19 protein-coding genes and 2 tRNA genes are annotated in these 24,328 nt (G+C 42.0%); 14 read left to right on the top strand and 7 right to left on the bottom strand.

The window, feature by feature from the left end; translation table 11 throughout:
• Nucleotides 1-631 precede the first annotated feature (631 nt).
• The 10 genes from iolD to FUT79_RS07400 all read left to right on the top strand — a co-directional run bounded on the left by iolD (nucleotide 632) and on the right by FUT79_RS07400 (nucleotide 12,079).
• Complete coding sequence (iolD, locus tag FUT79_RS07440; protein WP_024753604.1) at nucleotides 632-2,557, top strand: 3D-(3,5/4)-trihydroxycyclohexane-1,2-dione acylhydrolase (decyclizing); 1,926 nt, start codon at nucleotides 632-634, stop codon at nucleotides 2,555-2,557.
• 79 nt (nucleotides 2,558-2,636) lie between these two features.
• Nucleotides 2,637-3,533 (top strand): myo-inosose-2 dehydratase, encoded by an 897-nt coding sequence (gene iolE / locus FUT79_RS07435; protein WP_024753603.1) that lies wholly within the window; start codon nucleotides 2,637-2,639, stop codon nucleotides 3,531-3,533.
• 195 nt (nucleotides 3,534-3,728) lie between these two features.
• Complete coding sequence (locus FUT79_RS07430) at nucleotides 3,729-4,697, top strand: substrate-binding domain-containing protein (RefSeq protein WP_024753602.1); 969 nt, start codon at nucleotides 3,729-3,731, stop codon at nucleotides 4,695-4,697.
• A 353-nt stretch (nucleotides 4,698-5,050) separates the two neighbouring features.
• Nucleotides 5,051-6,565 (top strand): sugar ABC transporter ATP-binding protein, encoded by a 1,515-nt coding sequence (locus tag FUT79_RS07425; protein WP_044634540.1) that lies wholly within the window; start codon nucleotides 5,051-5,053, stop codon nucleotides 6,563-6,565.
• Nucleotides 6,566-6,594: 29 nt separating this feature from the next.
• The gene (locus FUT79_RS07420; RefSeq protein ID WP_024753600.1) at nucleotides 6,595-7,602 is read left to right on the top strand and encodes an ABC transporter permease; all 1,008 of its coding nucleotides are present in this window, start codon (nucleotides 6,595-6,597) and stop codon (nucleotides 7,600-7,602) included.
• Nucleotides 7,603-7,647: 45 nt separating this feature from the next.
• On the top strand, nucleotides 7,648-8,661 hold the full coding sequence (gene iolG, locus FUT79_RS07415) for an inositol 2-dehydrogenase (RefSeq protein WP_024753599.1): 1,014 nt from the start codon (nucleotides 7,648-7,650) through the stop codon (nucleotides 8,659-8,661).
• 20 nt (nucleotides 8,662-8,681) lie between these two features.
• A complete protein-coding gene (locus tag FUT79_RS15085; RefSeq protein ID WP_002699125.1) occupies nucleotides 8,682-8,831 on the top strand; it encodes a hypothetical protein in 150 nt (49 codons plus the stop codon).
• Nucleotides 8,832-8,947: 116 nt separating this feature from the next.
• A complete protein-coding gene (locus tag FUT79_RS07410) occupies nucleotides 8,948-10,459 on the top strand; it encodes a CoA-acylating methylmalonate-semialdehyde dehydrogenase (protein WP_024753598.1) in 1,512 nt (503 codons plus the stop codon).
• Between the two features lie 197 nt (nucleotides 10,460-10,656).
• On the top strand, nucleotides 10,657-11,241 hold the full coding sequence (locus FUT79_RS07405; RefSeq protein ID WP_148878910.1) for a hypothetical protein: 585 nt from the start codon (nucleotides 10,657-10,659) through the stop codon (nucleotides 11,239-11,241).
• Nucleotides 11,242-11,350: 109 nt separating this feature from the next.
• The gene (locus FUT79_RS07400; protein ID WP_024753596.1) at nucleotides 11,351-12,079 is read left to right on the top strand and encodes a HEAT repeat domain-containing protein; all 729 of its coding nucleotides are present in this window, start codon (nucleotides 11,351-11,353) and stop codon (nucleotides 12,077-12,079) included.
• 62 nt (nucleotides 12,080-12,141) lie between these two features.
• On the opposite strand, the gene FUT79_RS07395 is transcribed toward FUT79_RS07400, so the two are convergent.
• Nucleotides 12,142-12,215, bottom strand: a tRNA-Arg gene (locus FUT79_RS07395).
• Between the two features lie 465 nt (nucleotides 12,216-12,680).
• Between FUT79_RS07395 and FUT79_RS07390 the strand changes: the two genes are divergently transcribed.
• Both FUT79_RS07390 and FUT79_RS07385 read left to right on the top strand, forming a co-directional pair.
• The gene (locus FUT79_RS07390) at nucleotides 12,681-13,658 is read left to right on the top strand and encodes a hypothetical protein (RefSeq protein ID WP_024753595.1); all 978 of its coding nucleotides are present in this window, start codon (nucleotides 12,681-12,683) and stop codon (nucleotides 13,656-13,658) included.
• Nucleotides 13,659-14,351, top strand: coding sequence for a hypothetical protein (locus tag FUT79_RS07385; protein WP_024753594.1), 693 nt, complete (start codon nucleotides 13,659-13,661; stop codon nucleotides 14,349-14,351).
• Here FUT79_RS07385 and FUT79_RS15530 read toward each other — a convergent pair.
• The 5 genes from FUT79_RS15530 to FUT79_RS07360 form a co-directional block, all read right to left on the bottom strand.
• Nucleotides 14,335-14,652 (bottom strand): double zinc ribbon domain-containing protein, encoded by a 318-nt coding sequence (locus FUT79_RS15530; RefSeq protein WP_024753593.1) that lies wholly within the window; start codon nucleotides 14,650-14,652, stop codon nucleotides 14,335-14,337. The two genes, FUT79_RS07385 and FUT79_RS15530, sit on opposite strands and share 17 nt — an antisense overlap.
• Complete coding sequence (locus tag FUT79_RS07375) at nucleotides 14,649-14,918, bottom strand: FmdB family zinc ribbon protein (RefSeq protein WP_024753592.1); 270 nt, start codon at nucleotides 14,916-14,918, stop codon at nucleotides 14,649-14,651. Before FUT79_RS07375 ends, FUT79_RS15530 begins: the two co-directional genes overlap by 4 nt.
• 85 nt (nucleotides 14,919-15,003) lie before the next feature.
• Nucleotides 15,004-15,858, bottom strand: a complete 855-nt coding sequence (locus FUT79_RS07370; RefSeq protein WP_002694836.1) for a hypothetical protein — start codon at nucleotides 15,856-15,858, stop codon at nucleotides 15,004-15,006.
• The gene (gene ileS / locus FUT79_RS07365; RefSeq protein ID WP_148889456.1) at nucleotides 15,845-19,105 is read right to left on the bottom strand and encodes an isoleucine--tRNA ligase; all 3,261 of its coding nucleotides are present in this window, start codon (nucleotides 19,103-19,105) and stop codon (nucleotides 15,845-15,847) included. The genes FUT79_RS07370 and ileS overlap by 14 nt, the downstream gene beginning before the upstream one ends.
• 457 nt (nucleotides 19,106-19,562) lie before the next feature.
• On the bottom strand, nucleotides 19,563-21,353 hold the full coding sequence (locus FUT79_RS07360; protein ID WP_148889454.1) for an ABC transporter ATP-binding protein: 1,791 nt from the start codon (nucleotides 21,351-21,353) through the stop codon (nucleotides 19,563-19,565).
• 81 nt (nucleotides 21,354-21,434) lie between these two features.
• Between FUT79_RS07360 and FUT79_RS07355 the strand changes: the two genes are divergently transcribed.
• On the top strand, nucleotides 21,435-22,427 hold the full coding sequence (locus FUT79_RS07355; protein WP_148889452.1) for a substrate-binding domain-containing protein: 993 nt from the start codon (nucleotides 21,435-21,437) through the stop codon (nucleotides 22,425-22,427).
• A 1,134-nt stretch (nucleotides 22,428-23,561) separates the two neighbouring features.
• Here the strand turns inward: FUT79_RS07355 and FUT79_RS07350 are convergent.
• A tRNA-Leu gene (locus FUT79_RS07350) sits at nucleotides 23,562-23,643 on the bottom strand.
• A 137-nt stretch (nucleotides 23,644-23,780) separates the two neighbouring features.
• Between FUT79_RS07350 and FUT79_RS07345 the strand changes: the two genes are divergently transcribed.
• Nucleotides 23,781-24,233 carry a hypothetical protein gene (locus FUT79_RS07345; RefSeq protein WP_002694852.1) on the top strand — a complete coding sequence of 151 codons (453 nt, stop codon included), beginning with the start codon at nucleotides 23,781-23,783 and terminating at the stop codon, nucleotides 24,231-24,233.
• Nucleotides 24,234-24,328 lie beyond the last annotated feature (95 nt).

The following is a 24,328-nucleotide window of genomic DNA, read 5'->3' as shown; positions in this document are numbered from 1 at the left end:
AGAGAGAGAGAATTTCATGCCAAAATACAAAATATAGTGAGAATTTTTTAAACAAATCGGGGCACATATAAAGCAGTAAATCTCCCTTAAGTAATTTTTTTTTATTATATCTTATTTTTAAAAATATGCAAGATGGTTCTTTATAAATTTTTTCTTAAAAAGAGAACCGTTTTTACACGCATTTGAATTCGTTTATTGTCTAAAATAGTAGTATAACGTTTTTGATAACTCGATGATTTTTCTTAATGCATTTTATACAAATCGTAAAAAATTTTATAAAAAAGAGCTCGACACGGCGCAACGGTGAGCAATTTACCATAGTAATGCTGACTCTGCGAGCCGTTATGGTTAATAAATTACTAATAGCAACGTAATTACAAAACATTATACCGGTTTTAAAGCCCTCCCCGTAATTTATACTTAGTACCGCAAGATATATTCATTTTGAATTTAAGCTGTCGATTATCTCGCTCCCGGTATCTTAACACAGTTTTGGGTATTTTCAAGTTAAAACTTTGATATATTTTGAGTATATTTTCAAATTTTTTTGTTGACTTATGGGAATTTCAATGATAAGCTTTATGAAAAGAATAAAGCTATAGAGCTTTTCAGTATCTTTTGGGAGGAAATCATGGCACGCATGACTGTGGGACAAGCTATTGTGAAATTTCTCGATAACCAATGGATTTCTCAAGACGGTAAAAAAATAAAATTTGTTGAAGGAATCTTTACTCTTTTTGGGCACGGAAATGTCTGCGGCTTAGGAGAAGCACTTGACGAAAACCCGGGTGCCTTACGAGTATATCAGGGCAGAAATGAACAAGGGATGTGCCATGCCGCAATCGGTTTTGCAAAACAACACAATAGAAAAAAAATTATTGCCTGTACTTCATCCATAGGTCCCGGTGCCGCAAATATGGTAACGGCAGCAGCACTTGCAACCGCAAATAACCTTCCTCTTCTTGTTTTCACCGGAGATACGTTTGCCACCCGTCAGCCCGATCCTGTTTTGCAGCAAATTGAGCAGCCGAGCAATCTTTCTATTACAACAAGCGATGCGTTTAAACCGGTAACCAGATACTGGGACAGAGTTTACCGTCCCGAGCAGTTGATGACCGCTCTGCTTTCCGCCATGCGGGTGTTAACCGATCCTGCGGAAACAGGCGGCGTCTGTATTTCGCTTCCGCAGGATGTGCAAGGCGAATCCTACGATTTCCCCGATTATTTTTTTGCCGAGCGCGTTCATAGTATTCGCCGACAGGAACCGGATTCCGAACTCTTAGAAAAAGCGGCGGAGCTTATTGCAAAATCAAAAAAGCCGCTTGTAATCTGCGGCGGCGGCGTGCGCTATTCAAATGCGGGAAATGAACTGCGTAAATTCTGTGAACAATACACCATTCCTTTTGCGGAAACACAGGCGGGCAAAGGAGTCATTCCTTCAAGTACTGCGCTCAATCTTGGAGGTTTGGGCGTAACCGGAAACCTTGCCGCAAATATAATTGCAAAAGATGCGGATCTTGTAATTGGTGTTGGAACTCGATTCACCGATTTTACCACCGCTTCAAAATTCCTCTTTCAAAACAAGGCGGTACAATTTCTTTCGATAAACGTAAGTGCGTACCACGCACTCAAAATGGACGGTACCGGAATTATTGGAGATGCGCTTGTCTGCATAAAAAAACTTCAAAAGCTTTTAAAAAAGATCGGATACAAAAGCGCATATAAAAAAGAAATAACGGAGGCAAAACATTTGTGGGATGCCGAAATGCAGCGCCTTGCCGCTATTCGCTACAGCAACACTATGGAGCCCTTGGTAAAAGCAAGAACAAAATCAAGCTTAAAAGATTTTGTAAAAGCAACGGGCGGCACCATTACCCAAACATCGGCTATTGCGCTTATCAGAAAAACAATAGAACCGAATGCGGTTATTGTGGGAGCCTCGGGCAGTTTGCCGGGCGACTTACAGCGAATGTGGACAACCGACTCTGTTGATTCATACAACGTTGAATACGGCTATTCATGTATGGGATATGAAATTGCCGCCGCCTTCGGTACAAAACTTGCAAAGCCCGACCTGCCTGTGTACAGCATGGTCGGAGACGGTGCTTTTATAATGCTGCATTCCGAGTTGGTTACCGCACGGCAAGAAGGTGCAAAAATAATCATTCTTCTTTTTGATAACTGCGGCTTCGGTTGCATCAATAATCTGCAAATGAGTCAGGGAATGGCAAGCCTTGCAACCGAATTCCGGTTTAGGAATGAAGCCAGCGGGAAGCAAGACGGGGCTCTGATTCCGATCGATTATGCGATGATTGCAAAAGGATATGGTCTTAGTTCATACACTGCAAAAACATACGAAGAGTTGGAAGATGCTTTAAAAAAAGCAAAAAAAGATACGCAGTCCGTTTTAATCGATATAAAAGTTTTGCCAAAGACCATGACCGACGGATATGAAGCATGGTGGCACGTAGGAATTGCGGAAACATCAAATTCAAAATCCGTTCAAAATGCTTATAAAAACAGAATAACGCATTTAGATTCCGCAAGGAAGTATTAAGTTGGCTTTACCTTAAAAAATAAGGAAAAAGTTTTTTCGGAATATAACGATTCCTCAACAATTTTTATAGGAGTAGAGTATGTTTGATTCACAGAAGGTTCACTTAGGAATTGCGCCGATTGCATGGACAAATGATGACATGCCCGATTTAGGAAAAGAAAATTCATTTGAGCAGTGCATCAGCGAAATGGCTCTTGCCGGATTCAAAGGAACGGAGATCGGGAATAAATACCCGCGCGATCCGGCTGTTTTAAAAAAGTATCTGGACATCAGAGGCTTGCGTGTGGCAAGCGCATGGTTCAGTGCATTTTTAACCACCAAACCCTTTGAAGAAACAAAAAAGAATTTTATTCAACACCGGGATTTTCTGCACGCAATGGGGGCAAAGGTTATTGTCGTGTCGGAACAGGGGAACAGTATTCAAGGGCAAATGGACACACCCGTGTTTGAAAAAAAACACATCATGAATGATTCTGAATGGAAACTGCTTTGTGAGGGATTAAATAAATTAGGGGAACTAGCAAAAGAAAAAGGAATGAAAATTGTATACCATCATCATATGGGAACCGTGGTACAAACAACCGAAGAAGTTGACCGCATGATGAGCGAAACCAATCCGGAACTGGTGTACTTACTCTATGATACCGGTCATCTTGTATACTCGGGCGAAGATCATATTGCCTTTTTAAAAAAATATGTAAATCGCATTAAGCACGTACACCTCAAAGATATCCGCCCGGAAATTGTAAAAAAAATAAAAGATGAGCATCTCAGTTTTTTGCAGGGAGTCAGACTCGGTGCCTTCACGGTACCCGGCGACGGCTGCATTGATTTTGACACGGTATTTAAAATACTTGCCGAGCACGGCTATGAAGGATGGCTGCTTGTCGAAGCCGAACAGGATCCCGCATTGGCAAATCCTTTTGAATATGCGGTAAAGGCTCGATCCTTTATTAAAGGGCATGCAGGCATATAAGCTTGGCACTTTTTGTTTTGGAAAAAATTCGGCTTCCGTATGTGCTTCAGCATACGAACAGCCGAATTCTGCCGCTCAAGATATAATCAAAAGTGGCAACAGAGGTAATTAACTTTAAGCGAAAAATTCTGAACGCTCAAAGTTAAACCATTATTTTATTTATTTTGTATCAAAAGATACAAGGAGGGCTGTTTTATGAAAACGGTAAAAAAAGCAGGATTAATTTTAGTTGCACTATCACTGCTGTTTGTAGGTTGTTCAGAAAAAGAAGAAACTGCACAAACCGACACAAAAAAAAGTGGAAGCTTTGTCGTAGGATACTGTATCAACAATTTGAATGATACATTCCAAACCTACATCCTTGATGCGGCAAAACAAACGATTTCTTCCGCCGGCGGACAAATCGAGGTTACCGATGCAACAGAAGACGCCATTAAGCAACAAGACCAAGTCAATAGTTTTATTGCAAAAGGTGTTGACGGCTTAATTGTTGTTCCGGTAGACACAAGCTCCATGGATGCAATTACCAATGCAGCGCGCAACGCAAAAATACCGCTTTGCTATGTCAACCGCAATCCGTTTGCCGGAAAAGAGCAATCCATGCCGGACGGAGTGTACTACGTAGGTTCCCAAGAAATTGTGGCAGGACAATTACAAGGTGACCGAGTCGGAGAGTTGCTTGGCGGTAAAGGCGGCGTTGCAATACTTGTCGGTATTTTAGGCAACGAAGGTGCATTAAAAAGAACCGAAGGAAACAAAGAAGTTCTTACGGCAAAATATCCTGACATTAAAATTCTTGTGGAACAAACCGCAAACTGGCAGCGTGACCAAGCAGTTACCGTTACCGAAAACTGGATTACCACCTATGGCACAAAGCTCAACGCTATTTTATCCAACAATGATGAAATGGCTTTAGGCGCTATTAAAGCACTGCAGGCGGCAGGCAGAAACGATGTTTTTGTTTTAGGTGTAGATGCAACCGCAGACGGTAAAGCGGCAGTTCGTGACGGCAGCATGGCAGCAACCGTATTCCAAGACTCAAAAGGTCAGGGCGGCGGAGCGGCTTCGGTTATCACTTCCGCAATTAAAGGAAACACCCCCGAAAAAATCACATGGGTTCCCTTTAAACTGGTAGATAAGGATTCACCGTTGCTGAATGAGTAGTAGAGCGTTTTTTTGATACCTTAATCAGTTTTTTAATTACCTCATACGAATTGTAAAAAATTTTATAAAAAGAGCTTGACACGGCACAAGGGCGAGACCTTGGAATTTCTACCTTCGTTTCGCCTACGGTGAGCAATTTACCATAGGAATGCTAACCCTATAAGCCCTGTTAATGCCTCGATGAGTACAGAGGAGTTAATTACAAAGCATTATACGAATGTTACAAAGTGTATTAAAAAAACGTAACCCTGTGCAGCAGCAGCTTATTGTGCCGCTATCCATACATTGTACAAAACACAATAAGCTGCACGCAACGCAAAGGTTGGCACCTGTTAAAATGCAAGAGGTAAAAGATGAGTGAAAATGAATACATACTGCAAATGAATAACATTTCAAAATTTTTCCCGGGAGTGCGGGCACTTGATGATGTACACTTACATGTAAAACGAGGAGAAGTGCATGCGTTGATGGGAGAAAACGGAGCGGGAAAATCAACGTTGATGAAATGCCTGATCGGTATTCAGCCGGTAACTTCGGGAGAAATCATATTTGACGGAAAAACCTTACCTCTGCAGTATAGTCCGGCGGAAGCCTTGTCATGGGGAATTTCAATGATTCACCAAGAGCTTTCACCGGTAGCGGAACGGCCGATCATGGAAAACATCTGGCTCGGACGCGAACCGCTGAATAAATTCGGTTTGGTAAATCATAAAAAAATGTACGAGATGACAGAAGCAATTTTGCAACAGGTAGACTTATCCGAAAATCCTAAAACAAAGGTAGGAGCCCTGACCGTTGCAAAAATACAAATGGTTGAAATTGCAAAAGCTATCTCATATGATGCAAAACTCATTATAATGGATGAACCGACATCCGCCCTAACCGACAGAGAAATAGAAAAACTTTTTGAAGTAATCACCAAATTAAAATCCGAAGGAAAGAGTATTATTTATATCACACATAAGCTTGATGAAATTAGTCGGATAACCGATTCGGTGAGCATATTCAGAGACGGAAAATTTATTGCAACTCATGACACAAAAAAATTATCAATGGAACAAATGATAACCGAAATGGTCGGCCGCTCCGTCAACAATATGTTTCCAAAAATTCCCTGCGAACAGGGCGAAGAGATTTTATCGGTTGAAAATCTCAGCGACGGAAAACATTTTTCGGATGTTTCGTTCTCGTTGAGAAAAGGCGAAATTCTCGGAATTGCCGGATTGGTCGGTTCGGGCAGAACAGAAATTATCGAAACAATTTTCGGCATAAGACCGGCAACAAGCGGAACAATAAAAATTGCAGGGGAAGAAATACGGATAAAAAATCCGAGAGATGCAATAAAACATAAAATCGCATTATTAACGGAAGACAGACGCTTGTCGGGAATTTTCCCCGTTCTTTCGGTAAGTGATAATATCATCATGTCTCATATTGACAGTTATATTAATAAACTCGGGATTTTAAATAAAAAAAACATACTGAAAGATTGTATTGACTATATTCAGTCTCTTAACATAAAAACACCGAATATGGCTCAACAAATTCAATTTTTGTCTGGCGGAAATCAGCAAAAGGTTTTAATTGCACGATGGCTTTTAACCGAACCTGATATTCTCATCTTAGATGAACCGACACGGGGAATTGATGTAGGAGCTAAATCGGAAATTCATAAATTTATCAGTTTGCTTGCAGGACAAGGAAAGGCGGTTATTATGATTTCTTCTGAAATCCCCGAAATACTGGGCATGAGCGATAAGGTCATGGTTGTCAGCGAAGGACATGTAACCGGTATTCTTGAAAATAAAAATCTGACACAAGATATCATTATGGCATACGCATCCGATAAAGCGGATCTGCTTGTATAAATTACGTGCATAATAAAGGAGACTAACGAATGAACGGCAAAACAGCAAATACGATTGACACAAAAAAACTTGCGTCTTTGATTCAAACCTACGGAATTGTATTGGTATTGATTATTATGATAATCGTAATATCAATTTTGAACCCGCGATTCCTCGGCGTAACCAATCTTTTTAATGTGCTCAGTCAAACTGCAATTTACGGAATATTAGCCTTGGGGATGACCTTTGTAATTACCTCTCAGGGAATAGATTTATCGGTAGGTTCGGTTTTAGCATTAGCAGGCTGTGTTGCCGCAAGCTTCGCCCAAGTGTCGGGAGCAAGTCAAAAATATTTTCCGAACATGGGACAAATGCCTTTGATTGTGCCCATTTTGCTTTGCTTGCTTGTGGGCAGCCTTTCGGGGGCATTAAACGGCTGGCTGATTGCGGCAACAAAAATTCCGCCGTTCATTGCAACACTCGGTATGCACACGGTTGCACGCGGACTTGTCTTGGTATACACCGGCGGAATTCCGATCAGCAATCTGCTTCCCGCCTTTGACAGCATTGGCCAGGGAAAAATTTTTGGCTATATTCCGGTAGCCGTTCTGGTATATATTTTTATGATACTGATTTCGTGGGTGCTATTACATAATACAAAGTTCGGAAAAGCGGTTTACGCACTCGGCGGAAATAAGCGCGCCGCCGAAATTTCCGGGGTAAACGTGAGTAGGACGCTCATTATTATTTACGCATACTGCGGTTTACTCGCCAGCGTTGCAGCGATCGTATACGCGGGAAGAGCGGGAAGTATGCACCCCTCTGCGGCAACCGGATATGAGTTAACCGCAGTTGCCGCAACAACTGTCGGCGGCACCAGCCATACCGGCGGCATAGGCACCATTTGGGGAGCGGTTATTGGAGCGCTGTTAATTTCCGTATTGCGTAACGGTTTGACCCTGCTTTCGGTAAGCTCATACTGGCAGCAAATAGCAGAGGGCGTTATCATCGTCGCTGCGGTAATTGTAGATATGCGCAAAAACCGAGGAAAAAAATAAGCGGTTTGCACGCATACGGTATTGTTTCGGCTTAAGGAGACAAAAATGAAACAAATTAAAATCGGTTCTATCGGTTTGGGCAGACTCGGATTGGAACACGCAAAAAACATTGCCGGCAAAATTGCCGATGCAGAGTTATACGCACTCTGCGACATGGACGAGCAAAAACTTCACAAGGCAGCACAAGAGCTTCGGGTAGAAAAAACCTGTACCTCATTTGAAGAGCTTATCGCCATAAAAGAGCTTGATGCAATTGTAATCGTTTCGCCTTCTGCGCTGCACTGCAAACATATTTCGGAAGCATTACACGCGGGCAAACATGTGTTTTGTGAAAAACCGCTCGGCACCAGTTTGGAAGAATGTACGCTTGCCGAAAAAGCGGTTGAAGCGCATCCCGACAAAGTGTTTATGCTCGGGTTTATGCGCCGCTTTGATGAATCCTATATGTATGCAAAACAAAAAATCGCTGCCGGAGAAATCGGACGCCCTGTTTTATTCCGTTCATACAGTCAGGATCCGATTAAATGTATTGACGGAGCTATTGCCTTTGCGCCCCATAGCGGAGGCGAGTTTTATGACATGTCCTCTCATGATATTGACCTTGCGCGCTGGATGCTTGAAAGCGAGCCCGAGTCGGTGTATGCGATTGGCGGCTGCTATGCGTATCCGGAGTTTGCAAAATACGAGGACGGCGATAATGTTTCCTGTTTAATGAAATTCAAAAATGAGGCAATGGCGTTTTTGTTTGCTGGCAGAACTGCTCCGCACGGCTATAATGTCGAAACCGAAATTATCGGTACTAAAGCAACCCTGCGGATTGCTTCGGTACCGCAAAAAAATCTGGTAGAGATTCTTGACACACACGGCGTGCGCAAAGAATGCTCTGAAAATTTTCAAGAGCGTTTTTCCTCAGCCTATGTGAATGAAGTGCAGGAATTTGTACGCTGCATTATTGAAAACAGAAAACCGAATGTGAGTGTGTATGACGGAACGGCTATCTCGATTATTGCAGGAAAATGCACCGAATCTTTTAAGACGGGAAAGCTGGTAACGTTTTAATTTAGGCAGCCTGCAAATGCGTGAGCGGGCGCAGCGGTATCCTTGAGCTGCCTTCGGTTTATGCAAAGGCAATCTTCGAGGTAACGAGAAGCATTGCACCTCAAAAGCAGAAAGGCAGCCAAGATACAAGCGGAGCACGCGACCCGAAACGGAGCGTAGGAGAATTATAAGCGGAGTTTCGGGGCACGCCCGTATGTTTTGTTTGGGAATGTTTAATAGAAAATGAGTAAAAAATTTGTATAAAACTTTATATCGAAAAACTTTTTTATGGAGGTGTGATAAACAAATGGCAGATGTCAAGGTTTTAAAGCCTTTTATCGGCGGTTCTTTTGTGGATTCAAAGACCGGGAAATTCAGCGATGCGTATGACCCCAGTACCGGGGCGGTGATTGCAAAGGTGCCCTGCTGCACAGCGGATGAGGTGAAGCAGGCGATTGCGGCGGCAAAAAAAGCTTTTCCCGAATGGTCGGCGACTCCTGTTTTAAAGCGGGTGCAGATTTTGTATAAGCTGCGCGATCTTTTGATTGAGCATATGGATGAGTTAACGCATCTTGTTGCGCTGGAAAACGGAAAGGCGTGGGATGAGGCGCAAGGTGATGTGCTGAAGGCAAAGGAGGGAACCGAGCAGGCAATTGCGGCGCCTTCTTTGCTGATGGGCGAAAGTTTGATGGACGCCGCAGTCGGCTACGATTCAGTGTTGTACCGTGAGCCTATCGGTGTTTGTGCGGGCATTATTCCGTTTAATTTTCCCGCGATGATTCCGATGGGGTGGATGACGCCGATTTGTATTGCCTGCGGAAATACGATTGTCTTAAAGGCAGCGACTTTTACGCCGCAGTCCGCGCTGCGCATTGCCGAGTTGTATAAGGAGGCGGGGTTACCCGACGGCGTTATTAACATTATTACCTGCAGCCGCAATGAGGCGGAAATACTGCTTACGCATAAGGATGTAAAAGCGATTACCTTTGTCGGCTCAACGTCTGTCGGCAAGCATATTTACACAACGGCGGCGGCGACCGGAAAACGGGTGCAGGCACTTTGCGAGGCAAAAAATCACGCACTTGTGTTAAATGATGCGCCTATTAAGCGGACGGCCGCAGGCATTATTAATGCTTCGTACGGTTGTGCGGGCGAGCGCTGTATGGCGCTTCCGGTGGTAGTTGCTCAGGAAGGGATTGCGGATAAACTTGTGCAGGCGATAAAGGAGCTTGCCGAAAAGCTGAAGGTCGGCTGTGCATACGATAAGAGTTCCAAGCTTGGGCCGGTTGTGAATGCCCCGCATAAAGAATCAATTGTGCAGTGGATTGAAAAAGGTATTGCGGAAGGCGCAAAATTAGTGCTTGACGGGCGAAATTATGTTGTTCCGGGCTTTGAAAAAGGCTTTTACCTTGGCCCCACTATTCTTGATTACGTAACCGAAGAAATGACGGTTGGCACGCAGGAGATTTTCGGTCCTGTTCTGTGTATTAAGCGGGTAAAAACCTTTGAAGAAGGGTTAGCACTTATGAACAGAAATCCTTTTGCAAACGGCTCAGTGATTTATACGCAAAACGGTTATTATGCGCGGGAATTTGCACGGCATACCGATGGAGGTATGGTCGGCATCAATGTCGGCATTCCGGTGCCGGTCGGCATGTTTCCTTTTTCAGGGCATAAGGAGTCTTTTTTCGGAGATCTTCATACGCTCGGAAAAGACGGCTACCGCTTTTTTACCGAAACAAAGGTTGTTACCACCCATTGGTTTGACGAACATGAAATTCACTCCGATGCGGTAAGTACCTGGGACGGCACAATCTGATATTGGTATCGAGTTAAAGCCTCTTGATTGTATATAGCCCTTTGCAAAAGAATTTTTTTTTTGCAAAGGGCGTTTTTACTCCTCGGTTTTTACTATCGACGCTTCTTTAATTGATAAGGAATTTTTCTACGAGCACTGATTAAAAACAATGCGTAAAGCATTTGACCTTCGTGTAAAAGAGGTGTAAAATACAAATTATGAAACACTATAGATTTTCGATGATAGCAATAGTATCTATTTTTCTTTTTGTAAGCTGTGCTACAGATAAAGAAATTGCGGTACAGCCTGAGCCTGAAATTATCCAGCCCGCCCCTACTCCGGAACCTGAACCGGAGCCTAAACCTGAACCGGCGGTTAAAGCACAGGATTCTTCTGAAGATGTTGTAGCCTCTTTCGGTGCAGTAACCATAACCCGAAAGAAATACGATGAAACAAAGTGCGAAATAGAAAAGGTTGTTGCAAACTTAAATAGAATAACCTCTGAGCAAAATTATAAGGAATGGTTGGAAGTTCTTTCAGATGAGTATAAAAAAGTATACTCACAACCTTCTGTTTTGCAAAGTAGCTCGGAGTCTCTTCCGATCAAAGGAATCCGGTTGAATAACTTACAAGATTATTTTACCTATGTTTTTGTCCCCTCTCGACAAAAAATACGGGTAGATTCTATTGAATTTCTAAGTCCTTCTAAAGTAAATGTTATTATGAATGACGGGAAATCGGATAGACAACTGCTTGTATACAAAATAGAAAAAATAAAAAATTTATGGAAGTTGGTTCCCTAAATAAAGATTCCTCTTGACTTTAGCGGGAAAATACTCGAAAATAAATAACAGGTGTAAAAAATATTTAAACACCGTAAATAAATTTAGAAATAAAAGGAGAACGCAAACTATGCGAATCAAACTATTTTTAACTTTGGCTGTTTTTACGATCTTTTCAATGACCGCTCTTTTTGCGCAAGACGGCGGAGCGAAAAACTCCGAAAGCAAGCAGAAATCTAACGACATCATTACCGTAGAAGAAGCGTACTTGCATTCAATTGAGGGTGTTATCATTAAAGAAATGGTGCAAAGCGAAGGAAGAGATGCCAAACTTGTGGCGCTTCAGTACATTGAAAATGCTGTAGAAGGCGGAAGAGGCGATTCTGAAGAAATCCAAGCAGCCCTTGATTCTCTTGCAACAATCGGACTTTCTACCGTTGTAAGAGAAGGAGGAAGAGTTATCAACAATTATCCTGATATACGGGTAAAAGCATGTGCTCTTTTAGCAAAAATTCCGACAGAAAAATCAAAAGATACATTAATGAAAGTAATGTATGCGGATAATGAGCCTTTGGTTATAACTACGGCGATAAGGTCTCTCGGAGAAATCGGGATTAATAATAACGATGAAACAATCGAGATGATTAACTGGATTAATCGTAAATTTTCTATCATCAATCCGACCAGTTCTTTGGCTTTTGAGGTTTTAAATACCTATGAAAAACTTGCACCGAACGTCAAAAATAAAAAGGAAATGATTGAAGCCATTATGGGTATTGCGGGAAATTATAATTACGTTACACCGGTCAGAAATCGTGCTTTGGAAGTGCTGAAAACCATCAGCAATGAAGGAAAATAAAGTACAAATTCTGAAAAATAAAACAGAATAAAAAAAGGCGGGCTTACGTCCGCCTTTTTTTATGGAAGATGCGGGATTCGAACCCGCCGCCTTTGGCTCCGGAGGCCAACGCTCTATCCAAATGAGCTAATCTTCCCTGTACAAAGCGGCATAATATCCTAAAAGGCCGCTTTATGTCAATTCAAAAACTAATTATTTTTTCTGATTTTAAAAAAATACTTATTTTATGCTTTTTCTTGTAAAAAACTTCAGAACTCATACATGAAAAAACATGTTGAACATTCTCTTCTTTTTTGAATATTGACGATTTTAAAAAAACGTTGCATGACCAAAACTATTACAGCGTTTTTTTGATAATTCAATTATTTTTCTTGTACCTTTGGTTCGCCAACGAGTTTTAAAGCTTCAATTTTACAGTTTTGTGTTGATGCTTTAAAACATCGTTTGGAATCAGTATTCCAAAGCGGGATTCAAAGAGCGGCAGCCCCTTGTTCATGCGTACGACCTGGGACAAGGGCTTTTCTTGTTTTACCGAAGCGGGTATAATTTCTAATGAAAAAAGATTTTTTGCCGATATTAAAATGTAAGAAGGAATGTAATCGTGAAAAAGATTATTTTTATATTGTTAAGCTGTTTTTATATTTGTGCAGTTGGTGCAGAAGAGTCTGAGCCGCAGATAGACGGAAAAGCCTCCGTTGCTATCAAATTTTATGACCGCAGGATATATTTTCCGGGAGATAGCGACTCGGAACCGATTTTTATCAGAGTTTCCATTACAAATACGGGAACGGATACGCTTCGATTTAAACTTGCCGAAGATCGCTCTTTCAGTATTGATTTTTCGGTTTTAACCGTACAAAATCGAATCCTCCCACATACCGATGTGTGGATGCAAAAACGAAACACAAATGTTCAAGTATATTTTAGAGAAATCAGCATTGAACCGGGAGAAACTTATTCCTTTATAGAAAATCTAAAAGATTATATTCAAATAGATTCTCCCGCTATGTACTTGGTAAGTCTTAATTTTTATCCTGAGTTAAAAAGAGGTTTTCAAGATGTACATCCTGTTATTCCCTCAAACAGATTAACACTTGAAGTACAACCGGCCCCGGGACCGGCAGCACTTGGAGCATTGCCTGTTTCTCCGGTGACGGGAGAGGTTTTACAACCATTACCCATTCCTCCTGATCAGGTAATTGCGTATATTCTCACTGCTCGGCAAAAATCCCGCTGGGAACAGTTTTTTCTTTACCTCGACCTTCATAAAATGCTTTCTCGTGATCCTGCACGAAGCCGCCGTTTCAAGGCGGAATCAGAATCGGGCAGGTATAACATGATTGATACCTACAAACATGAATTAACTCAGGAGCGGATTGATAAAGATATTGCAATGATTCCGGTTGATTTTCATATCGAGCAAACAACGTACACCGCAACCGATGCTGAAGTGCGCGTTCTTGAATGGTTCTCATATCGAAATTTTAAAGAGAAAAAACGCTTTACCTATTACCTTTCATCAAGGGACGGTATTTGGTATGTAAATAATTACAGCGTCGAAAACTTAGGAACCGAGTGAATGAAGGCGATTCTAATAGCCGAAGAAGAAAATATTTTTTCCGGCATTATCCGCTTTGCCAACACATACGGTTTTGATTTTATTCATTATCGATCGGCGGTAAAAGCTTTGGACAATATTGAAGAAATTGCTCCCGATGCGATATTTATTAATGCGGTAGATTTTCCGCGCCATTGGAAGGTGATAACCCAGCATATCCGCTGGGATACTTCAAAGAATGATATGCTTATTTTGTTGCTGGTAAATTCCGACTTCACTTCGCTTGATGCGGATAAAGCAACAAAAATAGGCGTACAAGCGATTATTAACTATGAAAATCCGGCTGCACAAAGCAATGAGGCACTACGAAATATTTTTTTGAGGTATAAACAAATTCCAAAAACGGATGTTCCATTGCTTCCGGAAGAAAAAGCTCTTAATTTTATGTTTACAAACCCTTTAAATGATGCAATTATCACTGGCAGAATAGAAAAACTGACCGAACACTATTTTGATTTTAATCCAGATATTCCTTCCAGCGTCGGAAATATTGAAGAAAATCAGATTCTCGAAAATTGCTCATTAAAAATGGATCAGCGCATTCTCAAGCTTACGTGTAAGGTGCTTTGCGCAAAAAACGGATTGAGGCTCGCATTCTCTCCTCGTAATGAAAAGGATCGGGCAACAATTAATTTTTTTATAAATAAAAAATAAACGCTAGCGCAAGTCCGCAACAAAGCGCGATAACTAAAAAATAAATCCAAAAAGGAAGAGAATCCTGACTTTCTTTCCCTCTCTTGCGCGCACGATATTTAGGCTTTTGAAATTTTTTTTCTTGCGGGAAGGCATAGCCACAAGAAGGGCACCCTTCCCTAAATTCATCGGCATTTCCCGTATAATTGCATCGCGGACAACGCACGGAAGCAAAAAACCTGCCGCAATGCGGGCACACCTTTGTATCGCGCCGCACCGTACCGCCGCAATTTTCACAAAAAAAAACCGGAACTTTTTTCATTCGTTATGTGCATGACAGGCGCAACAACTCTTATGTCCTTGTTGTAAACAAGACGAAGTCGCTTGTACAGTATCATTTGATTTTTGTTTTGCAGTGTCAGTTGTATAAAATCCGCTTCCGGTAAAGTTTATTCCAAAATTTGCTGAAAACACTTGGCGAACCGGCATACCGCATTTAGGGCAGCTTTTTTCAGGCGCATCTGAAAATTTTTTAACTACTTCAAAATCATTTCCGCAAGAATCGCAGATATACTCATAGGTTGGCATACTATTCTCCATTAAACTGATGTTAAAATTAACGAATACTTCTCCCCATCTCAAAATAGGAAGAAGTATTCGGTTTATTTTTATATCAATGAAGATACAAAGTTTTGATAAGAGCGGCAAGTTTTTCGCTTGGAATTGTTCCGTCTTCAACGGTGATAGAATTTCCTGTGCCGCCTATTTTTCCGTTTAGTACTTTTGCAAGTAAAAATCTCACTGCAAAAGCTGCTCGATTATTATCCGCCTCAACGGAAAGCGAATACGTATAGTCGTTTGTTTTTTCTTTCTTTATTACATGCATTTCAATAGCACCGAGCGGTAAATCAAGGTTTGCAATACCGGTAACCTTTGCTAAAAAATACTGACTATTGGTAATAAAAACGCCGATATTTTTTTTCGGTGCAGCATCACTCGCATTCATAAGCGCCTCAAACCGTGAACTCAAGCTTACCGGCTGAGGATTATCCAGTTTTGCTAAAAAATCATTCATATCCTGCCGAGCGGTGGAACCGAGTACTACACAGGCGGTGTTTCCGGAAGGAATCGAAATGTCCATGTATCCGCTCTGATAATACCGTATTCCTTTTGCGGTTTTACCCGGCTTCCATCCCTTTGATTTAGGAAACAGCATATTGGTTAATGAAAACGGATATCCGCCGCTGCTGCAAATTCTAAACTCATTACTTTCAATAAAAAAGCCCGCATATACAGCCTTTGTTCTGTTTAAAACTTTTTTTATATCTTTTGCATTATTATTTCCCTCAAGTATCTCGTATAAAAGCGCTTTATTTGGCGCTACCGGAATATACATATACATATCCGCGTCAGGCCCTATAAGTCCGAGAGGGTTAAAAGTTCCTTTCCACGCTTTTGTGGCACAAGAAGAAAAAAAGAGTACAGAAAAAAGGAGAAAAAAGAGACGTGGAAAATTATGCTTTTTCAAGATTTACCTCCCATGACACATCACCGACTTCTATAGTAATACAGTCTGCAGGAAGCTCGGAAGCTACAAGCCAAGCAGCCTTTGTTGCAAGCGTCTCGTTCATAATATAGTCTTTGAATACATCAAAGGCTTTTTGCAATTGCGCTGAGTCCGTACTTTTTGATCCGGCAACAAGCTGTATCCGATCGGTTACCGCAAGTCCGCGCTCTTTCCGCAAGTTTTGGATACCCCGCACTAAATCTCTGACATAGCCTTCAAGTAACAGCTCTTCGCTGATTTCGGTATCGAGTCCAACCGTTAAGGTGCCTTCGTTAATAACCTTAAGCGAATCCTTCTCGATTCTGTTGATGATGATTTTATCCGCGGTAAGTTCAAGCGTATGCCCGCTTATGTCAAGACTGAGCGAAGCCCCTTCAAGCAAGCTCTGTATTTCCTGCGAATTCAGCTTTTCGATAACGCCGGCGGCTTCCTTCATCTTTGCTCCAAGTTCTTTGCCCAATACTTTAAAATTAGCCTTTGCCGTATACTCTACCAGCTCATCCTCTTTTTCATGGAATTTCACTTCTTTGACATTCAGCTCGTCGATAATGCTGTCTTCCATTTCCAAGAGCACGCGCTTTTCCTCAGTATTGCGGGTAACAATTTCCACCGCCTTAAGCGGCTGTCTGATTTTCAGATTAAACTGATAGCGAAGCGATCGCCCCATCGAAACCGCCTTTTGCACCGTTTCCATTTTAAACTCAAGCGCAGCATCCCGTGCCGCGGGTTCATACACCGGATAATCGGCAAGATGCACGGATTCCGGGTCTTCATCGGTGCGCAGATTTTGCCAGATGGTTTCGGTAATAAACGGAACAACCGGAGCCGCCACAAGGGTGAATTTCTTAATTGCCCGGTACAAGGTTTCGTAAGCTTGCGCCTTATCGCCGTCATTCTCGCTCTTCCAAAAGCGGCGGCGGGAGCGGCGAATGTACCAGTTGTTTAATTGGTCAATATACGAAACAATCGGATCAATCGCCTTTGAAAGGTCATAGGCATCCATTGCGGCGGTTACATCAAACACCAGCTTTTCGGTAATGGAAAGAATCCAGCGGTCTAAAGGATTGGTAACATGGCTGAGGAATTCTTTAATGCCCTTGTCCTTTCCGTCAAGCTTTGCGTGCGCGGGAGGCGTAACCTTATCGATATTTGCATACGTAACATAAAAACTATAACTGTTCCAAAGCGGAATAAGAATACTTTTGAGCACATCGCGCACGCCCTCATCGGAATACTTTAAGTCATCTGCTTTTACCACCGAAGAGTGCATGAGGAATAAACGCAGGGCATCCGCACCGAATTCGTTTACCACCGTGTTCGGATCGGTATAGTTGCGCAGCGATTTAGACATCTTCTTTCCGTCCGCCGCAAGCACCAAGCCGGTAACCACGCAATTTTGAAAAGCGGGTTTATCAAAAAGAGCTGCCGCCAATACGGTGAGCGTGTAAAACCAGCCGCGCGTTTGATCAAGCCCCTCCGAAATAAAATCCGCGGGGAAATGCGCCTCAAAATACTCTTTGCGCTCAAACGGATAATGCTCCTGCGCATACGGCATTGAGCCTGACTCAAACCAGCAGTCAAGCACTTCGGGGATTCTTTGCATGGTGCCGCCGCATGCACAAGGAATAGTAATGCGATCAACAAAATGCTTATGTAAATCTTCCGGATAAGTACCGGAAAGTTTTTCAAGTTCTTCTCTACTGCCCACACAGATTGTTTTGCCACAGTCGGGGCATTTCCAGATGGGTAAAGGATTTCCCCAGTAGCGGTTTCTGCTTATTGCCCAGTCGCGCGCTCCTTCAAGCCATTTCCCGAAGCGCCCGTTTTTAATATGCGCAGGCTGCCACGTAATTTGTTCGTTTGCCTTTAGAAGATTTTCTTTAATTTTTTCTACCGAAACAAACCAACTGCCGATTGCCCGATAAATAAGCGGACTTGAACAGCGCCAGCAATGCGGATACGCGTGGAGTATTTGCTCGCGCTTTACCAGCTTTCCTTCGCTTTTTAACCGCTCCATGATTAACTTATCCGCATCTTTTACAAACATACCTTGATAATCACTGACTTCCTGCGTGAATTTACACTCCGCATCAATCGGGCAAATAACCGGCACGCCGGAATCCTTAAAGACAAGATTATCTTCTTCACCGAATCCGGGGGCGGTGTGCACAATGCCGGTACCGTCTTCGGTAGAAACAAAGTCTCCAAGCAATGTTTGAAAGGCGCCCCGCCCCGCACCATCGGAAGAGCCGTCCTCTTTTACTCCCAAATGGGCAAAATAGGGGAAAAGCGGCTCGTAGCGCAAGCCTTCAAGCTCGGCTCCCTTTTTCTTCCACAGTATTGTGCATTTTTCAGGCTCTTTGTAATACGCGGGAAGCCTGTGTTCCGCGAGAATATAATGCTCATCTCCGTCTTTTACCAACACATAGTCAATATCCGCCCCTAAGGCTAAGCCGAGATTGCTCGGAAGGGTCCACGGGGTAGTTGTCCACGCAATCAAATAGCTGTTTTTCGGCAAAGGATTTTTTGCAAACGCTTTTTGCGCAGCGCTGCCCCGCACCGCAAACAAACACTTAAAACGCACGGTAATTGCCGGGTCATGTACATCCTGATAACCGCCTAAGTTCAGCTCATGATTGGACAAAACCGTCGAACAGCGCGGGCAGTAGGGAAGAATATAATGGCCTTCATATAGTAAGCCTTTTTCCCAAAGCTGCTTCATAATCCACCAAATGGATTCCATATACGCCGGCTCCATGGTTTTATAATCATTGTCAAAATCAACCCAGCGGCCGAGCCGGGTAATTGTCTCACGCCATTCTTTTACATACCGTAACACACTTTCGCGGCATGCTTCATTAAATTTATCAATGCCGTAAGTTTCAATATCCGTTTTAGAATTCAGTCCCAGCTCTTGTTCAATAAGATTTTCCACCGGCAAACCGTGACAATCCCAACCGAAACGGCGTTCCACCTTATGACCCTGCATGGTCTTATATCGAGGAATAATATCTTTAATCGTACTCGGCACAAAATGTCCGAAATGCGGCAATCCGGTTGCAAAAGGGGGCCCATCAAAAAAAACATACTCTTTTGCCCCTTTCCGTTGATCTATCGATTTTTGAAAAGTACCATGCTCTTTCCAAAACTTCAGAACATCTTCTTCCTGTTTTGCAAAATTGACCTTCGGATCTACCGGTTTATACATCACTTACTCCCATCTCAATAATCTAAAAAATAATAGAGCAAGAATACCATTTTTTCTAATTTTATTCCAGTATAAAAAAGGAGTTCTTGTAGTAAGTATGAAACATCCTGCAAAAACCAACCGATGTTTTACCTGATCTCCCAGCGCAACCAGGACTCGCAAGGTATTATTTTACCACGGACGGCAAAATAGGAATGCAAAACGATGTTTAAAAGCATCAACAGTAAATTATAAAATTGAAGCTTTTAAACTCGTTGGCAAAGCGGAGGCAAATTATTAACGCTTTGCCCTATGGTAAGTTTGCTCACCGTTGCTCAATTCCAAGCGATGTTTTGCCTGACACGTTATTGTAAACAGGCAAAACTCGTAGGCGAACCAAAGATAAAATTCCAAGGGTTCGCCGTTGCGCCGTGTCGGGCTCCTTTTTATAACAGGAAGTTAATTACAGAATGAGGCATTAACGAGTTTGTAAACTTTGCAAGCGGGCAAATTCGCCGTTTGCGTTAATAAGTTCTTGGTAGGTACCGCTTTCAACAATTTCGCCCTTACGCAGCACAAAGAGTTTGTCCGCGCTGCGGATGGTGGAAAGCCGGTGCGCAACAATAAAACAGGTTTTGCCTTTGACCATGGTATCAATGGCATCCTGCACCAGTTTTTCGGAAATAACATCGAGGGCTGACGTTGCTTCATCAAAAATGAGAATGTCGGGATTTCTGATAAGGGCACGGGCGATGGCAATACGTTGGCGCTGCCCGCCGGAAAGTTTTGCGCCGTGCTCCCCTACTTTGGTTTGAAAGCCTTCGGGAAGTTTTTCGATAAACTCAAGGGCGTTGGCAAGTTTCGCTGCGCGGAGAATTGCTTCATCGCCGACGTTTGGAAGCCCGTAGGTAATATTGTCTTGGATTGAGCCTGAAAAAAGCACCACCGATTGCGGCACGACGGCAATGTGTTTGCGGAAGCTTTGCAGGTTTACTTCCGCAAGGTCAAAGTCATCAATGACAACCCTTCCTTCCTGCGGATGGCGCAAGCCCATGATAAGCTGCATGATGGTTGATTTACCCGATCCAGACTCTCCGACAAAGGCAACGGTTTCGCCCGCTTGCACGGTAAAGTTTATGTTATCAAGGGCGTGCATTTGCAAATCGGGATAGCGGAACGACACGTTTTCAAAACGCACCAAGCCGGAAACCTTTTGCACCGTAGGCTTTGTTTCGTTAAATTCAATCTCGTCCGATTCCAGAATATCGCCGATGGAGCGGATAGCTTCCATACCCCGCGTTATGTCGGGATAGGCATTGATAATTGTTGCAACTGAGCCGAGCACAAGGTTAAAAAAACCATGATACAGGATTACATCGCCGGTGCCGATTTTTCCAGCAAGCGCAAAGCTGACGGTGATCACCAGACAGGCAATTTGCAGAAATTGAAAGGCAACCCAGTTTGCGGAGCCGAACACGGCGCTTACAATGTCAAGCTTCATGCCGTTTTGAAATACGAATTTAAATTTTTTTTCCATTTTGGCAATCTCGGCATCTTCCAAGCCGTGCGCCTTGGTAACCGGCAGCATCGCAATCATTTCGGACACTTCCGATGTCATCTCCTCCATATCATGCCGCAACACCGCATTGGTGCGCTTCATTCTGCCTCTGAATAGTTTCATCAAAAGGAGGACGATGGGAATTGCCGCCGCATACACGAGTGAGATAATCGGCGCCTTGTACATGGTTACCGAAAAAGCAAGGATAAAAGAGGCAAACGCCGGCAGATACATGTTCATCAGTACCATTATCACACTTCGAATCGATTCAACATCGCGTAAAACTTTTGCCTGAATTGCGCCTGAGCTTGTTTTATCGTGGAAAGCGACGGAAAGCTGCTGCAGCCGCCTGATAATAGAAAGCCGCAAATTTGCTTCGATATTACGCACCGCCTTTGCTAAAAAATAAATGAACAGTGTATGCGTTAAAATATTTTGCAGGGCAAGCACGCCGAATACCGCCAAGTTAATAATAATCATTTTTATTTCAGCCGCCCTGTTTTGCGGTTGCTGCAAAGCATTTGAAAGGTAGTTGATAATATTTGCTGTTACAATGGGCAGTGCCCATGCAGGACTGTTTTTTACAATAAAAAAAAGAGCGGAAAATATAATATTTATTTTTTGGTTTTTGAAAAGGTGTAAAAAGGTTTTAACAGGTTTTTCCGTATTAAAATATTCTTCATTAACCCCTTTTATTAAGTCACTCGGCATACATACTCCAAATAAATGTTATAGAATTTTATAATCCGATAGCTATTCTCATAATACCCGTAACTGTGTATACTATCAAGTATGATGAGTACCTTACTCGATATAAAACAAAAAACCAAGCTTTCGCGAGAAACCATTTTAGAAGCAATGATTACGCCATCTGCGTTACCGGTAAAAGTTGTCAAACTTGTGCTGGAAACATTGCAAACAATGCAGTACCGCAAACTATTTAAAAACATGGAGTCAATTCCGCTGATGATTATTGTGCCCGATGCAACAAGCTATGCCTTTTTACAATTATTTACCGGTATTGAAAAAATGCTTTCCGTACTTGGCGTCAGAATTGTGCCGACTATTGTTGTAACCCGATTTTTGGGAAAGCGGACAAATAATATCTTGAGAAAGCTTTTACAAGAAAATTCCGTACAAGCGGTTATTTGTGTCAATATCCGATTGGATCCTAAAATACGGGAATTATTCCGGCGCAGGGGAAAGGTTTGTGTTTCGGTGGGAACCGCAACAAGCGATGCCCTTTCAGTATCTTTGGCACATGATAAGGGGATAAGTCTCGGTGTAGAATACTTGTTGCGTACCGGATATAAAAGAATTGGCTTGATTACCCTGCACGGAGATCTGAATCAGTTTGATGATGTGCTTTCTCAGCGATTTTTAATCTATAGAAGAATTTTGGAAAGAGAGGGTATTAAATATGACAAAAATCTTGTATACGAAACCTCATTCTTTGACGGTTTAGGCGGATATAAGTCGCTTGAATATTTTTCCCGCTTATCGGAACGTCCCGATGCGGTTTTTTGCCTGGCAGGAAACACAACGACAATAGGTCTTGTCAATGCAATCAAAAAAAGCGGATTAAAAACCCCCGATGATATTGCAATTCTCGGTTATGGCGATTTTGCCGTAGCGGAATTCATGGAGCCCGCTCTTTCCACTATAAGACAGCGCTCACAAGTTGCTGGAGCGGCTGCACTCATTCTTGCACTTGAAGCTTTAGTAGGCATACAAAATGAGAATATAACAATCGTACCGGAACTGGTAGTGCGGGAAACAACATAACACCAAAAGGCTACCCAATCGCTTTGCATGTCGGATTCTTACAATGATGACAGGGGATAAAACAGGAAAGTGGTCAAATTATGCCATAAGCGTTCCGATAAATTGAATAGTCATTCAGTGATGAATCCATACGTGTTCCTACAAAACTCGGTTTTCGTATTATTTTATTAAACCTTAAATGGCAAAACAAGCTTTTCGAGCTATTGTAGAAAATCTCTAAAAACTCCCCGAGTTTTTAGAAAAAGCGTATACATAAAAGATTCTATTATCTATCAAGGAAAACCTTATTTTTCGGTAGTATCTAAATCTTTTTTAAGGCTCCCTTACTTGCTTTATACGATTGCTTTTTTAACCATTACTAAAAACAATTTGCACAGAGAAAACCATGCTTGTACTGCTTCCGAATCCGATTTGCAGGATAAAAGCGAAGTTTTGGAGATTCACTCTAACTTCGCTACTCTAAAACGGGATTCAAAAGACGGCAGCACTTTGTGCGTACTCTTTTTCTGCATACAACACATACATGAAAAAAACAACTATCATTATACTGTAAAAAGCAAAATCGGCAAAACCTTATAACGATGGGGAGAATCATCAATAGTAAATTATAAAATTAAAGCTTTTAGGCTTGCAGTAGTACAGCGTTTTTTTTGATAATTCAATTATTTTTCTTAATACATTTTATACAAATCGTAAAAAATTTTATAAAAAAGAGCCCGACACGGCGCAACGGTGAGTAAACTTACCATAGGGCGAAGCGTTAATAATTTGCCTCCGCTTCGCCAACGAGTTTTAAAGCTTCAATTTTGCAGTTTTGTGTTGATGCTTTAAAACATCGTTCGGAATTGAGCAAGGGCGAACCCCTTGGAATTGCTACCTTTGGTTCGCCTACGAGTTTTGCCTGTTTACAATAACGTGTCAGGCAAAACATCGTTCGGAATTGAGCAACGGTGAGTAGACTTACCATAGGAATGCTGAAATTCGCAAGTCTTTTTTGTTGATACGCCGATTTTTATAACAGGAACCTAATTACAAAACGCTACAGTAGTAATTTTAGCAAGAATATTAGAAATTATGATACGGCGTACAATATAAGCGGAAATAAAAAAAAGCTCCGAATTTTTCGGAGCTTTTTGCGGCGAACTGGACTTGAACCAGCATGCCTCGCGGCACTAGCACCTCAAGCTAGCGTGTCTACCAATTCCACCATCGCCGCAGGTAGAAAACAGGAGGTATTATATCAAAATAAGGAAAAAAGTCAAGATGGAGAATCTAAAATTTACAACTTAATTTTACGATCAGCGTCATATAAAACAATAGGCATTTTTTTATAAATACGGTATACTTGTTTCCATGTTTGAAATGAACCCTTCTATAATAAAACAAGAGCATAAGGGAAACGCATATTATATCCTCACCTGGTCGCCGCTTGTAAAAGCGGATAAATATAAAATATCTACCGCTGTTCCATCGATTGCCGGCTTATACGAGCTTTATCGAATGGATGAGTCTAAAAAACTGAATTTGCTTTCTGTTACTCATGCATGGTACGGAGGCTTGCGCAGTAATATTCGCGCGGCGATTGATCCCGATGTAGGGACAGATCCTGAAAGGAAAAAACTTCTTGAAGATGCGCAGCTGTATTATCGATATGCTTATTCGGACTCTTTTGATGACCTCCTTGATGTTGTCTGGTTTTTGCATACCGGTTATTTTCCCGATGATATTCGTGTTGAACCGTCCGGTCGGTATAAAAAGATTTTCTTACAAGAAAAAGCTCCTGATAAGATATTTTGGTTGGAATAAAACTTTTAAATACTTGTTTCGATGAAGTGTGAAATTCGGTTTAACGATAAAATATTTTATCTCCTCTATTGCATAGAAAAAGAAAATATTTTATT

The organism is Treponema phagedenis, assembly GCF_008153345.1.
GTDB classification, from domain to species: Bacteria; Spirochaetota; Spirochaetia; order Treponematales; family Treponemataceae; genus Treponema; species Treponema phagedenis.
The sequence above is the reverse complement of the archived record's forward strand: the minus strand, read 5'-3'. Positions and strand labels throughout refer to the sequence as shown.

Excerpts from the sequence above, each read along its gene's own strand:
- FUT79_RS07430 (WP_024753602.1), top strand. The coding sequence starts at position 3,729 with ATGAAAACGGTAAAAAAAGCAGGATTAATTTTAGTTGCACTATCACTG.
- FUT79_RS07400 (WP_024753596.1), top strand. The coding sequence starts at position 11,351 with ATGCGAATCAAACTATTTTTAACTTTGGCTGTTTTTACGATCTTTTCA.
- iolG (WP_024753599.1), top strand. The coding sequence starts at position 7,648 with ATGAAACAAATTAAAATCGGTTCTATCGGTTTGGGCAGACTCGGATTG.
- FUT79_RS07360 (WP_148889454.1), bottom strand. The coding sequence starts at position 21,353 with ATGCCGAGTGACTTAATAAAAGGGGTTAATGAAGAATATTTTAATACG.
- FUT79_RS07425 (WP_044634540.1), top strand. The coding sequence starts at position 5,051 with ATGAGTGAAAATGAATACATACTGCAAATGAATAACATTTCAAAATTT.
- FUT79_RS07405 (WP_148878910.1), top strand. The coding sequence starts at position 10,657 with ATGAAACACTATAGATTTTCGATGATAGCAATAGTATCTATTTTTCTT.
- FUT79_RS15530 (WP_024753593.1), bottom strand. The coding sequence starts at position 14,652 with ATGAAAAAAGTTCCGGTTTTTTTTTGTGAAAATTGCGGCGGTACGGTG.
- FUT79_RS07420 (WP_024753600.1), top strand. The coding sequence starts at position 6,595 with ATGAACGGCAAAACAGCAAATACGATTGACACAAAAAAACTTGCGTCT.
- FUT79_RS07385 (WP_024753594.1), top strand. The coding sequence starts at position 13,659 with ATGAAGGCGATTCTAATAGCCGAAGAAGAAAATATTTTTTCCGGCATT.
- FUT79_RS07375 (WP_024753592.1), bottom strand. The coding sequence starts at position 14,918 with ATGCCAACCTATGAGTATATCTGCGATTCTTGCGGAAATGATTTTGAA.
- iolD (WP_024753604.1), top strand. The coding sequence starts at position 632 with ATGGCACGCATGACTGTGGGACAAGCTATTGTGAAATTTCTCGATAAC.
- FUT79_RS07355 (WP_148889452.1), top strand. The coding sequence starts at position 21,435 with ATGATGAGTACCTTACTCGATATAAAACAAAAAACCAAGCTTTCGCGA.
- FUT79_RS07410 (WP_024753598.1), top strand. The coding sequence starts at position 8,948 with ATGGCAGATGTCAAGGTTTTAAAGCCTTTTATCGGCGGTTCTTTTGTG.
- ileS (WP_148889456.1), bottom strand. The coding sequence starts at position 19,105 with ATGTATAAACCGGTAGATCCGAAGGTCAATTTTGCAAAACAGGAAGAA.
- FUT79_RS07345 (WP_002694852.1), top strand. The coding sequence starts at position 23,781 with ATGTTTGAAATGAACCCTTCTATAATAAAACAAGAGCATAAGGGAAAC.
- iolE (WP_024753603.1), top strand. The coding sequence starts at position 2,637 with ATGTTTGATTCACAGAAGGTTCACTTAGGAATTGCGCCGATTGCATGG.